This is a genomic window from Nocardioides sp. Z13_37, from assembly GCF_058355585.1.
Genome location: NZ_JBZGDV010000003.1, coordinates 78,723 through 90,862, shown reverse-complemented (window position 1 = coordinate 90,862; position 12,140 = coordinate 78,723). Strand labels below are relative to the sequence as shown.

Annotated in this window: 10 protein-coding genes; 6 read left to right on the top strand and 4 right to left on the bottom strand. The window is 73.1% G+C overall.

Going from position 1 to position 12,140, the window contains the following annotated elements:
- Window position 1 precedes the first annotated feature (1 nt).
- Window positions 2–652, top strand: a complete 651-nt coding sequence (locus tag AC4H2S_RS10070; protein ID WP_491496839.1) for a GntR family transcriptional regulator — start codon at window positions 2–4, stop codon at window positions 650–652.
- Window positions 649–1,389, top strand: coding sequence for a YoaK family protein (locus AC4H2S_RS10065; protein ID WP_491496838.1), 741 nt, complete (start codon window positions 649–651; stop codon window positions 1,387–1,389). The genes AC4H2S_RS10070 and AC4H2S_RS10065 overlap by 4 nt, the downstream gene beginning before the upstream one ends.
- 327 nt (window positions 1,390–1,716) lie before the next feature.
- On the opposite strand, the gene AC4H2S_RS10060 is transcribed toward AC4H2S_RS10065, so the two are convergent.
- Window positions 1,717–2,424 (bottom strand): VOC family protein, encoded by a 708-nt coding sequence (locus AC4H2S_RS10060; protein ID WP_491496837.1) that lies wholly within the window; start codon window positions 2,422–2,424, stop codon window positions 1,717–1,719.
- Window positions 2,425–2,541: 117 nt separating this feature from the next.
- Between AC4H2S_RS10060 and AC4H2S_RS10055 the strand changes: the two genes are divergently transcribed.
- Window positions 2,542–3,063, top strand: coding sequence for an inositol monophosphatase family protein (locus AC4H2S_RS10055; protein ID WP_491496836.1), 522 nt, complete (start codon window positions 2,542–2,544; stop codon window positions 3,061–3,063).
- Window positions 3,064–3,231: 168 nt separating this feature from the next.
- Here the strand turns inward: AC4H2S_RS10055 and AC4H2S_RS10050 are convergent, their stop codons facing one another.
- Together AC4H2S_RS10050 and AC4H2S_RS10045 are read right to left on the bottom strand one after the other, a co-directional pair.
- Entirely contained in the window at window positions 3,232–3,918 is a 687-nt protein-coding gene (locus AC4H2S_RS10050; protein WP_491496835.1) for a response regulator transcription factor, read from the bottom strand.
- Window positions 3,915–5,132: a sensor histidine kinase gene (locus tag AC4H2S_RS10045; RefSeq protein WP_491496834.1), complete on the bottom strand. Its 1,218-nt coding sequence runs from the start codon at window positions 5,130–5,132 to the stop codon at window positions 3,915–3,917. Before AC4H2S_RS10045 ends, AC4H2S_RS10050 begins: the two co-directional genes overlap by 4 nt.
- Window positions 5,133–5,322: 190 nt before the next feature.
- Between AC4H2S_RS10045 and AC4H2S_RS10040 the strand changes: the two genes are divergently transcribed.
- On the top strand, window positions 5,323–7,479 hold the full coding sequence (locus AC4H2S_RS10040; protein WP_491496833.1) for an MMPL family transporter: 2,157 nt from the start codon (window positions 5,323–5,325) through the stop codon (window positions 7,477–7,479).
- 97 nt (window positions 7,480–7,576) lie between these two features.
- Window positions 7,577–10,714, top strand: coding sequence for a DUF7507 domain-containing protein (locus AC4H2S_RS10035; RefSeq protein WP_491496832.1), 3,138 nt, complete (start codon window positions 7,577–7,579; stop codon window positions 10,712–10,714).
- Between the two features lie 45 nt (window positions 10,715–10,759).
- Here AC4H2S_RS10035 and AC4H2S_RS10030 read toward each other — a convergent pair whose 3' ends face one another.
- Entirely contained in the window at window positions 10,760–11,245 is a 486-nt protein-coding gene (locus tag AC4H2S_RS10030) for a MarR family winged helix-turn-helix transcriptional regulator (RefSeq protein ID WP_491496831.1), read from the bottom strand.
- A 38-nt stretch (window positions 11,246–11,283) separates the two neighbouring features.
- On the opposite strand from AC4H2S_RS10030, the gene AC4H2S_RS10025 reads away from it, so the two are divergent.
- On the top strand, window positions 11,284–12,123 hold the full coding sequence (locus tag AC4H2S_RS10025; protein ID WP_491496830.1) for an alpha/beta hydrolase: 840 nt from the start codon (window positions 11,284–11,286) through the stop codon (window positions 12,121–12,123).
- The last annotated feature ends 17 nt before the right edge of the window (window positions 12,124–12,140 follow it).

Here is a 12,140-nt window from a genome sequence, read left to right as displayed (position 1 = left end):
GGTGAGCCGGCGCGCCGACCAGGTGCGCCGGGCGCTGCGCGCCGACATCGTGGACGGCACCCACCCGGCGGGGACCCGGTTGACCGAGTCGGAGCTGTGCGAGGCGTACGACGTCTCGCGGGTGCCGGTGCGCGAGGCGCTTCGCCACCTCGAGGCGGAGGGCTTCGTCACCAGCGTCGCCTACGCCGGCGTCCGGGTGGCACACCTGGACAGCGACGAGGCGGCCGACATCTTCGCCGTGCGCAGCACGATCGAGGAGCTGACGGCGCGGCGGGCCGCGGAGCGCTGCCGGGCGCAGGGGGACGACGAGGTGCAACAGTTCGCCGACCTGCTGCGCGACCTGGTGGCCGCGGGCCGCAGTGGCCTGGAGGTGCCCGGACGCACCGACCTGCCGCCGCTCAACACCCGGTTCCACCTGGCGATCGCCGAGTTCGCGGGGAACGCCTCGCTGCTCGGCCTGCTGCGCCAGATCGGCGGCAAGGTCGAGTGGCTCTACGGCATGGACGTGGCAGCCCGCGGCGAGCACTCGTGGCAGGAGCACGGGGAGATCGCGGAGGCCGTCCTCGCCGGGCACCCGCGCAAGGCGGCCGGGCTGATGCGGCAGCATGTGCGCAACTCCCTCGACGGCTATCTGCGGCGGCACACCCGGTGAGCGGGGCAGCGCGCCCGGTCGGCGCGGACGGCCTCTCCACGGCGGCGATGCTGGTGCTCTCGTTCGGCACCGGCGTGCTGGACGCCGCGACCTACCTCGGGCTCGACCAGGTCTTCACCGCCAACATGACCGGCAACGTGATCTTCGTCGGCCTCGGGCTCGCCGAGGCCGAGGACGTGCCGCTGCTCCGCGCCGCCGTCGCGCTCGTGGGCTTCGCGATGGGCGCCATCCTGGCCGGAACCGTGCAGCGTGGGCACCACGCTCGCCCCAACGCCGACGTGGTGGCCGCGAGCCTGCTGATGACCTGCGCGCTCACGGTCGGTGGCTGCGCCGTCGTGCTCCGCCTAGTCGACCCCGGAGCGACCGTGTTCGACCTGCTCGCCGGCGCCCTCGGGGGCGCGATGGGCGCCCAGGCCGTCGCTGCCCGTCGGGTCGCGGTGGGCGACGTGTCGACCGTGGTGGTGACGTCGACGCTCGCGGGGTTGTTCGCCGAGGCGGCGTGGACCGGCGGCACCGCGGGACGCGCCACGACGCTGCGCAGGGCCGGGGCGGTGGGCACGATGTTCGCCGGCGCCGTGGTCGGGGCGTTCACCCTCCGGGCCGGGACCGCGCTCCCGGTGGCGATCTCGGCGAGTCTCCTGCTCGTCGTGGCGTCGACGATGGTCGTGCGCGTGGTGCGGGACCGGCGCCGCCGCGCGGTCGGTGACCGGTCGACGAGCACGACGTCGGGCGAATGACACCGTTGTCACCCGGGTCGAGTCGGCGCGTCCTGACCGTCATCTGGTGTCGAGTCGGCGCGTCCTGACCGTCATTCGGCGTCGAGTCGGCGCGTCCTGATCGCGCGCCTATCGGGCGTACGCCGGCCGGCGGTGAGCAGGCAACCGAACTCGCGGCGAAAGAGGTTGCTGGCACACCGCCCATCGGGGATGAGGCGGCGGACCGGGCGCGGGGGCGATCGCGCTCCATTCAGTTCGCCGATAACTGACATTATGTCAGTCCGCGAAGCGAAGGCCACCTGAGTCCGGCCCCGGACCGATCCCCTGCGACGTATCGCTCCATCGGTGTCACGTCGTCCGCGCAGACACGGCGGCGCAGATGATCCCCCGGTTGCCGTCCTGGTCGGCGATCACCGTGAGCCCGGGAGCGTCACTGTCGTCGACGACGGTTCCACCCGCAGCGACGGCGGCGGCGATCCGTTGCTCGACCACCTCGGGAGCCACGTAGACCTCGACGTGGAACCGTTGGTGCCCGGGCTCCTTCTCGTGGGGCTCGGAGAACCAGAGGTTGGGCAACCGCCCCCGGGCGTCACGGATCTCGTCGTCGCCGGGTGTGCCCCGGCCCTGGTCCTCGGCGTTCCCCGTCAGCAGCGCGGCCCACACCGGCGCGATGGACGCGGAGCTCGCCGTGTCGAGGCCGAGCTCGACCTCGCTCACCGCGGACGGGTCGGCGGCGATCCCCTGCTCGACGGCGATCTCGGTGATCCGCCGGGCGAGGTCGACGTCCTGCTGGGTCACCCACTCGACGACGTGCTCCGTGCCGTCGTCCTCGCGATACACGGCATCGCCGGTGACCAGCTCGAGGTCGACGTACCCGTCGCCGATCGCCACCCGCGGGTGGTGACCGAGCGCGTCGCCCGCCTCGCCCACGGCTGCGACGAGTCGGACGGCAGTGCCGAAGCTGTCCACCAGGTAGCGGGCGTGCAGGCCTTGGGCCAGCTTGCGCCAGTCGGTCAGGCCGGCCTCGGCGATCTCGTCCCCCGTCAGCATGTCCATGGACAGGCAACCTAGCTGCGCCTCGACCCCTCCCACCACCGGCAGACCGGCCGCAGGCCGACTTTGAGCCAGCCAGCGGCACGCGCCAGCAACGTGTTCGTGGGGATCGCCCCGCGCGTGAACACGTCCGGACTCGACCCGAGGACGGGGGTGCTTGCGGGAGCCGGGGCTGGCCGAAATCATTCAGCCATCGCCCGCGAGATCTTCTGGACGGACGGCGCTCGCGCCTGTCGGCGCCGGGGCGAGGACGACCAGGCGCTGGTGCCCACCTCCGACTCAGGCCTCGTCGACATCAACTGCGACGGGCCGCTGGACCAGCCGTTCGTCGGCGGCCAGCTCGTGAGCGACCCGCGCCTGCGCAGCGCGTACGCTCCGCGAGTCATCTCCTCCACCCTCGCCGTCGCCTGGGTCGCGGCCGGCCGGCGGGCGGGCTACGTCTCCGACGGTCAGTTCCGGGACAACCTGCACTTCGCTGCCGGCATCGCGCTCTGTGAGGCATCGGGCTGCGTGATCAGCGACCTGGCCGGGGACCCGCTCCACACCGGTCGCGGACTGGTGGTCTCGGCCGACCAGGCCACCCACGACCGGCTGCTCGGGATCGTCGAGCCCCACCTCCGAGCGGTTCGCTCCGCCACCTGACCGCTGGCGAGGTCGACCCCGCTCCCCCGTCACGCGACCGCCCGACGGCGCGAGGTCCCGTACCTGCTCGTGGGCGAGCCCCCGGGAGACCCGGGAGACCAACGGGATCGCGGTGGACCGGCGGATCAGATGGTGCCCGCACCATCGTGAGCCGGTGGGCGGCGATGGTCAGGGCGCGACCAGACCGGTCTGGTAGGCGATGACGACGAGCTGCGCCCGGTCCCGGGCGTGGAGCTTTCCCATCGCGCGGCTGACGTACGTGCGAGCCGTGGCCGGGCTCAGGCACAGCGTGGCGCCGATCTCCTCGTTGGTCAGCCCCCGACCGACGAGGGCCAGCACCTCGCACTCGCGCTCGGTCAGGACTGCGAGCCGCTCCTCGGCCCGGGCCGTCGCCGCGCGCTGCCCGGCGAACTGGGCGATCAGGCGACGGGTGATCCGCGGCGCCAGCAAGGCGTCCCCCTCGGCGATGACGCGGATGGCGTGGAGCAGCTCGGACGGGCCCGCGTCCTTGAGCAGGAACCCGCTGGCGCCGGCCTGCAGCCCGTCGAACACGTGGTCGTCGGTGTCGTAGGTGGTCAGGATCAGCACGCGGACGTCGTGCAGCCCCGCCGACGAGACGATCTCGCGGGTCGCCTGGATCCCGTCGAGCCGTGGCATCCGGATGTCCATGAGGACGACGTCTGGTCGGGTTGCGCGCGCACGCGTCACCGCCTCGAGGCCGTCGGTCGCCTCGCCGACGACCTCGATGTCCTCCTCGAGCTCGAGCAGCAACCGGAAGCCGGAACGGACCAGCGCCTCGTCGTCGACCACGAGGACTCGGACAGGACGAGGCGGCGGTCGCGCGTCGATGCTCATGCCGGAGCCGGAGCCTGAGCCGGTTCAGCGTCGCGCAGGGGCAGCCATGCCGCGACCTCGAAGCCGTCCGTCGTCGTGCCGGCCGTCAGCTCGCCGCCCAGGAGCTGGCACCGCTCGCGCATGCCCACGAGCCCACGTCCGGGCGCGGACCGGGCCGCGCCGCCCTGCACCTCGGCCGACTCCCCCATCGGCCCCGCGTCGCGCACCCGGACCGCGACGCCCTCGGCTGCGTAGGCAACCTCGACGCTCACCCGGGTCGGACCGACGTGGCGGATCACGTTGGTGATCGACTCCTGGACGATGCGGTAGATCGCCCCGCCGACCGCGCTCGGCACCTCGAGCGCCGACGGTGCGGTGTGGACGGCGACCTCGATCCCCGCGTCTCGCGCCCGCGCAGCCAGCTCGCCGATCTGGTCGAGCCCGGGCTGGGGCGTTCGCCCGCCGTCGTCTCGCAGCACGCCGAGGATGGTCCGCATCTCCTCGAGGGCGCGGGCGCTGGTGCGCTCGATCGCCTCCAGCGCCGCCTGCGCCTGCTCCGGGCGCCGGTCCAGGACGTGCGCGGTCACGCCCGCCTGCACGTTGATCACCGCGATCGCGTGCGCCACCGTGTCGTGGACCTCGCGCGCGATCCGCAACCGCTCCTCGTCCACCCGCGCCCTCGCCTCCTCCTCGCGAGTCCGCTCGGCCAGCTCGGCCCGCTCGACCGCCTCGGCGGCGATCACCCGGCGAGACCGCACCGACTCCCCCAGCGCCGCACTCATGACGAGCGCACCGATCCGGAAGAACACCCAGCCGATGGCCGCCCGCGGCTCGACGTCGGCGGCCGACACCAGCCACACCGGCGCCAGCACCGCGACACCCACGCCGGCGATTGCCAGGGACCGGCGTCCGTCGCCGCGCTCGGTCAGCGTGTAGATCGCGACGAAGAGGGCCAGCGAGCACGGCCCGTCAGGGAAGTCGAGGACGTAGTAGACCAGGCTCGCCAGCGCGGTGACGACGAACACCGGGGCCGGCCAGCGGCGCCGTACGACGAGGGCGATGCCGCTGGCCGCGAGCAGCGTGTAGCCGAGGTTGCCCAGGTCGCTCAGCGCGCGCAGGACCGGCTCCCCGTCGGTGCGCACGACGGTCCCCTGCACCTGCATGACGGTGATGGACGCGGCGAGCAGCAGGTCGCCGACTCGCGGCGGCACGCGGAGCGCGCTGGTGCCCGGCATGGGCCCGACTCTAGTCGCCCAGGGCCGGATCACAGGTCCGTCCGGGAGCGTGACGTCCTACGTCGACGAGCGTAGGCCGGGTCCCCTGCACGGTCGCTCCGAGCCGTGCCGCCAGCCGTTCCCGGGCCGACGACGCTGGCACCGAGCCTCGGTGACGATCGGTGGTCTCGACGCCGACGAAAGGCACCGCATGTCCGAGCCGCCCATCACCACCGACCACCCCTCCCCCAGCACCATGGAGCGGTTGGCGAGCACCGCACAGCGCCACCGCTGGATCGCCCTGCTCCTCTGGGTCGTCGTGCTCGCGACGACGACCTTCCTCGGTCAGGTGGTCGGCGCGGCCTATGACAACGACATCACCCTGCCCGGCACCCAGTCCCAGGAGCTGTCCGAGCTGTTGGAGGAGAACGCTCCCGCGCGTTCCGGCGACACCGTCACCGTCGTGGTGCACGACGAGCGCGGATGGGACGCCGGCCTCGACCAGGCGGCCCTGGTGCGCGACCTCGCGGCAGTTGAGCACGTCGAGACGGTCACCGGCCCCGATGCCGAGCGGGGCACGGTCTCCGAGGACGGCTCCACCGCACTGGTCGAGGTCGCTCTCGAGGGGGCGCAGGCGGACACGCCGCGCGCGAGCTTCGAGGATCTCATCGAGGCCGCCGAGGACCACCGCGGGGAGCGGACCCAGGTGGAGCTCGCCGGCAACGGCATCCGCCAGGTCGAGAGCGGGGGCGGCAGCGTCGCGGAGGGCGTCGGACTGCTCGCGGCGCTGGTGATCCTGGTGCTGATGTTCGGCTCCGTCCTCGCCGCGAGCCTGCCCCTCATCACCGCCCTGCTCGCGGTCGGATCGATGTCCGGCGTGGCAGCGCTGCTCTCGCACGTGCTCACCATCCCGGACTACACGACAGCGATGCTGGCGCTGGTGGGTCTGGGCGTCGGCATCGACTACGCGCTGCTGATCTTCAGCCGCTACCGCGGCGAGCTGGTGGACGGTGCTGACCCGGCGCAGGCCACCCGCACGGCGCTCGACACCGCCGGTCGCTCCGTGCTGTTCGCCGGCGCCTGCGTGATCATCGCGCTCGGCGGCCTGTTCACGCTGGGCATCGACGCGTACGAGGGATCGGTGACCGCCGTCGCGCTGACCGTCCTGACGACGATGGTCGCCTCGCTGACGTTGCTGCCGGCGCTCCTCACACTGTTCGGGACCCGGATCGAGAAGGGTGTCAGGCGGCGCGCGGCTCGCGGCGACCACGACGCCGGACGGTCGTGGCGGCGGTGGGCAGGGCTGGTCCAGCGTCGTCCGGCACAGGCGCTCGCGGCGGCAGTCGCCGTGCTGGCGGTGCTCACGATCCCGGCGCTCGGGATGCAGCTCGGGTTCAGCGACGCCGGGACCGACGAGGAGGGCAGCACCGCGCGGGCGGCGTACGACCTGGTCAGCGAGGAATTCGGGCCGGGGGCCAACGGCCCGCTGCTCGTCCTCACCGACGGCACTCCGGCAGACGCACGGGCGACCGCCCAGACACTGCGCGGCGCGCCCGGCGTCGTGGCCGACCGGGTAGGACCGCCTGTCCCCGTCGCCGAGGGGCTGTTCCTGACCCGGGCGGAGCCGACCACCGGCCCGCAGGACGAGGCGACCGCCGAGCTGGTGACGACCCTCCGTGACCAACTCGGGCGCGGGCACCTGGTCGGCGGTCCGACCGCGGCCTACGTCGATTTCTCGGCGGGGATGGCCGACCGGTTCCCGGTCTTCGTCGCCGTGGTGATCGCGCTCTCGGGGCTGTTGCTCGTCGTGGTGTTCCGCTCGGTCTGGATCCCCCTCAAGGCGGCCGTGTTCAACGTGCTGTCGATCGGCGCGGCCTTCGGCGTGCTCAAGCTCGTCTTCCAGGACGGCAACCTCGGTGCGCAGCCCGGGCCGATCGAGGCGTTCCTCCCGGTGTTCGTCTTCGCCATCGTGTTCGGGCTGTCGATGGACTACGAGGTGTTCTTGATCTCGCGCATGCGCGAGGAGTGGCTGCGCACCGGCGACTCCCTGGCGGCGGTCCGGGAAGGGATCGCGCACACCGGGGGGGTCATCACGGCGGCGGCCGCGATCATGGTCATGGTGTTCGGGTCGTTCGTCCTCTTCCCGGATCGGATGCTGCAGGAGATCGGCCTCGCCATGGCCGTCGCCGTCCTCCTCGACGCCTTGGTCATCCGCTGCCTCGCCGTCCCGGCCGCCATGCGCCTGCTCGGGGCCAGGGCGTGGTGGGTGCCCCGGTGGCTCGAGCGAGCGCTCCCGGAGGTGCACGTGGAGGGGCGCCGCCGCGATCGCTCACCTGCCCGGGCGCCGGAGCCCGCCGGCAACAGGTGACGTCACGGCGCCCGGCGCCACCGGCCAATGCACCCGAAGGGGTGCATCCGCCCTGAGGGACCGCGCGCATGCTGGAAGACCTCGGAAGGGGGTCGCCATGCCGACCTTGCTCGCCTCGGGCCGACCCGCTCACGGGGGTCGCCTCACCCGGCTCGTGTCCTGGGCTCTCGCCTCCGTGCTGGTCGCGGCCGGTCTCCTCACCGTCGAGACGACCTCGCCACCACCGGCACAGGCGCAGGAGGTGGCCTGGGACTGCACGCCGACGGCGTACCTCTTCCAGTCGCCCGAGGAGCAGGCCACGCGGGTCTACGCCGTCGACCTGGTGACGGGCGCCTCCACCCGGGTGGGCACGATCGACGACTACGTCAACGGCGTGGGGTTCAACCGCCTCGACAACTTCATGTACAGCTACGACAAGACCCGCCGGCAGATCGTCAGGATCGGCGCCGACCTGGAGCTCACCTCGCTGGGCGTCCCGCGCAACGCCACCGACCGGCTGCGCACCGACATCGGCTGGAGCGCGGGCGCCGTCGACGCCGACGGACACCTGTGGCTGCTCGAGGAGACCACCGGATCCTGGGCCGAGGTCGACGTGACGAACGACCCGGCAACCCTGGTCGACCAGGGCACGACGGCCTCGACGGTCGGCTACCCGAGGGACTGGGCGTTCGTCAACGGCTCGCTGTACGGCGTCGTCAACCGCAGCTTCGCGGGCGGCAACCGCGCCGTGCTGGTCCGGTTCGACACCACCACCCACCGCCTCGTCGACCAGGGCGTGCTCGACTCCATCACCGGGCTCACCAAGGCCTACGGTGCCGTGTACAGCGACGGCCGGTACCTGTACGCCAGCAACAACGGCACCGGCGCCATCTACCGCATCGACCCACAGACCCTCGATGCGTTCAAGCTCTCCGACGGCCCCGTGTCGATCAACAACGACGGCGCCCGGTGCCAGACGCCGATCCCCACCGTGACGGTGGTCAAGAACGTCGCCGGCCGGCTGGTGGCCGAGGACCAGTTCGCGGTCAGGCTCTACGACGCGGCCGGCAACGCGGTCGCAGGCGCCACGACGACGGGCACCCAGACGACGGCGTCGACGATCAACCAGCCGGTCCGGCGCGAGCGCGCCTACTACATCACCGACGAGCTCACCGGCGCCGCCACGTCCCTGCCGACCGACTACACCCGCACGCTGTCGTGCACGAGCGAGGACGGCCCGGTCGCCACGCGAGAGCTGGCGCCTGCGATCTGGACCCTGACCATCGGCGACGCCGACGACTACGTGTGCACGGTGACCAACACCCCGGTCCCGGTCCCCCGGCTCGAGCTCACGAAGTCCGTCGCACCGTTCGCGCCGTACGCCGCCGGGGACGTCCTCACCTACACCTACGAGGTCGCCAACACCGGCAACGTCCCCGTCTCCGGGATCGCGATCACCGAGGTCGCCTTCTCCGGTGCGGGCACGCCCACCACCCCGACCTGCGCCGCCACGACTCTGCCACCGCGCACGGCGACGGCGTGCACCGCGACCTACACCGTGCAACCGGCCGACGTCGCGGCCGGCGGGCTGTCCAACACCGCTCGCGCGACCGGGACCGAGCCGGGCGGCGCTCCGGTGGTCTCCAACGACGACAGCGCGGACCTGCCCGCCACCGCGGCCCCCTCGCTGGCGATCGACAAGACCGCAACCCCGTCCGCGGTGATCCGCGCCGGGGAGACCGTCCGCTACGAGTTCGTCGTCACCAACACCGGCAACGTCACCGTCACCGGCGTCGCGGTCACCGAGGAGGCGTTCACCGGCGCCGGGGGCGGCATCGGCACCCCGACCTGTGACCGCACCACGCTGGTGGCGGGCGAGCGCGCGCTCTGCGTGGCCACCTACACGGTGACGCAGGCGGACATCGACCGCGACCAGGCGATCACCAACACCGCCCGGGCCACCGGGACCGATCCCGGCGGCGGGCCGGTCGGCTCACCGCCGGACAGTGCGAACGTCCCGGTCCTCCAGAGCCCCGAGCTCACCTTGCAGAAGGTCGTCAGGCACGGGCGGCTACGGACGGCCGGCGACCGGGTGACCTACCGCTTCGCCGTCACCAACAGCGGGAACACCACCGTCAGCGGCCTGAGGATCGCCGAGACCGCGTTCAGCGGCACCCGACGCCTGCGCAGGCCCGCCTGCCGGGCCACGACGCTCGCGCCCGGGGGGAGGACGACCTGCGTCGTGCGCTACCGGCTGTCCAGGGCCGACGTCGCCGCCGGACGAGTCGACAACACCGCGACCGCACAGGCGCTCGACCCGCAGGCCGCCCCGGTCGTCTCCAACCCCGGACACGCGGTCGTCGGCACCTCCACCGGCAAGCGCCGGCCGCGCATCCGCACGCAGGTCTCCAGAGACCGCGTGGCCCCGGGGCAGCCGTTCCACGACCGGGTGCGGATCTCCGGGCTCGGCCGGGGCAGCCGAGTGAAGGCGACCGCGCGGCTCTACGGTCCGTTCGCCTCGCGCGCCGCGGCGCGGTGTCGTCCGAACCACCTCGCCGAGTCCGTCACGTGGCGCGCGCGACGGGGATGGACGAGGTCGCCCTCGGTCCGCGTGGCCTCGCCGGGCGTCTACACCTGGCGCGTGACCGCGAAGGCGACGCGCACGTCCGCCGCCCTCCGGCACCGGTGCGGACAGCGGTCGGAGACCCTCACCGTCGCCAAGCCGGCCTACCAGCCGCCTGCGGTCAACGGCGGCTTCGCCGGGACGCTGGCACCGCGGGGCGAGGCTCGCGTCGCTGCCCTGCCTCGCGTCGTCGCGCGGGCGATCGGCCTCGACGCGACCGTGCTGACGACCCGGATCCGCCGCGGAGCCATGGGCCTGCCCGCCGACGTCCGCCAGGTCGCCTGGCTGCGCAGGTCGGCCGGGTACGACGACGCCATCGGCACCACCGTCATCGGCGGCCACGTCTCCGACCGGCGCGACCGCCCCGGAGCCCTGCGCCGGCTCGCCGGGGCCCGCCCGGGTCAGGTCGTCCGGGTGGTCTCCGGCTCGGACGTGAAGCGGTTCGGCGTGGTCGACACGGCGACGTTCCCCCGGAGTGCTCGTCTCCCCCGTCGGTTCTTCCGCACCACCGGTCCGCACCGCCTGGTCCTGATCAGCTGCACCGACCGCGTCCTCCTCCCCGGCGGCCGCTTCCGCTACACGCGCTACCAGGTGGTCGTGGCCAAGCCCCTCCCCACGCGGAAGGAGCGTTGACCGACCAGCTGACATGGCGAGGCAGCAGCGCCACCGCCCGCGTCGTCAGGAGGTCTCCACGGAGGAGCGCAGGGCCCGGAGCGTCTGTCCCAGGCGCAGCAGCTCGGCCTCGCCCACGGGCGCCGCCGCGAAGACCTCGGCGGTGATGCGGTCCAGTGCCGGCAGCAGCTCGTCCAGCACCCCTCGGCCGGACGGTGTCAGCACCAGGATGGACGACCGTCCGTCCTCGGGGTGGGGCGTGCGGATCACGAAGCCGTCCCTGACCTGACGATCGGCTGCCTTGCTCGCCGCCCCGACCGTGATCCCGAGGCTCCCGACGAGGTCGGACACCCGGCATTCCGGCACCCGTGCGATCGTCCGCAGCAGCTCCAGCCTGCCGAGGCCGTGAGCAGTCTCGGAGCGCAGTCGCGCGTCGACGAGCGCGTAGAGCCGGACCTCGAGGCGCACGAGGTCGTCGAGCAGCTGAGCCCCGTCGACAGCCCCGTCGACAGCCGCGGGAATAGATTCCCGGGAATGCGCTTTGCTTTCCATGGAATGCATGTTGTCATCCCTCGACCCAGGAGGTCCACGTGGACCAGACGTCGCTCGCCGAGCTCCGCACCTTCTACGCATCCTTCGGCCACCGGCCGTTGCCGGAGGGCACCCGCACCACCGAGACCACGCTGGGCGGCGTGCCCGCCGTCGACATCGCGGTGCCACTGGCGGACCCGCCGGTGGGGACGCTGCTCTACCTCCACGGTGGCGGCTACGCGGTCGGCTCGGGACACACGGGTGTCCCGCTCGCCGCCGCGCTCGCCGCGCGGGCAGGACTGCATGCCGTCTCCGTCGACTACCGGCTCGCCCCCGAGGCCCCCTTCCCCGCGGCACTCGACGACGCGCTCGCGTCCTACCGGCAGCTCCTCGACCACGTGGATCCCGCCGCCCTGGTGCTCGCGGGCGACTCCGCCGGCGGCGGACTCGCGCTGGCGACCATGATCGCGGCGCGCGAGGCCGGACTGGACCTCCCCAGCGGCCTCGCAGCGTTCTCCGGGTGGTTCGACCTCACGCTCTCCGGGGCAAGCCTGACGGGCAAGGAGGACGTCGATCCGGTCTTCGACGCGGCCGACGTCAGGGCGTACGCGGGCAACTACCTCGCCGGTGCTGACAGTCGTCACCGGCTCGCGAGCCCGCTTCTCGCCGACCTGCGGGGGCTGCCGCCGCTGCTGCTCCAGGTCGGCTCGCGAGAGGTCCTGCTGGACGACAGCACCCGGCTCGCTGCTCGTGCGGCGACCGCGGACGTGGACGTCGCGCTCGAGGTGTACGCGGGTGCCACCCACGTCTTCCACCACGACCACCTCGTCGACCCGACCGCCGCGCGGGCGCTCGACTCGGCGGCGTCGTTCCTCCTGCGGCGGACCGGGCGTCACTGAGAACGGGGTCGACCCGG

Coding starts and splice junctions, on each gene's coding strand:
- AC4H2S_RS10060 (WP_491496837.1), bottom strand. CDS start 2,424: ATGGACATGCTGACGGGGGACGAGATCGCCGAGGCCGGCCTGACCGAC.
- AC4H2S_RS10050 (WP_491496835.1), bottom strand. CDS start 3,918: ATGAGCATCGACGCGCGACCGCCGCCTCGTCCTGTCCGAGTCCTCGTG.
- AC4H2S_RS10045 (WP_491496834.1), bottom strand. CDS start 5,132: ATGCCGGGCACCAGCGCGCTCCGCGTGCCGCCGCGAGTCGGCGACCTG.
- AC4H2S_RS10040 (WP_491496833.1), top strand. CDS start 5,323: ATGTCCGAGCCGCCCATCACCACCGACCACCCCTCCCCCAGCACCATG.
- AC4H2S_RS10035 (WP_491496832.1), top strand. CDS start 7,577: ATGCCGACCTTGCTCGCCTCGGGCCGACCCGCTCACGGGGGTCGCCTC.
- AC4H2S_RS10030 (WP_491496831.1), bottom strand. CDS start 11,245: ATGGAAAGCAAAGCGCATTCCCGGGAATCTATTCCCGCGGCTGTCGAC.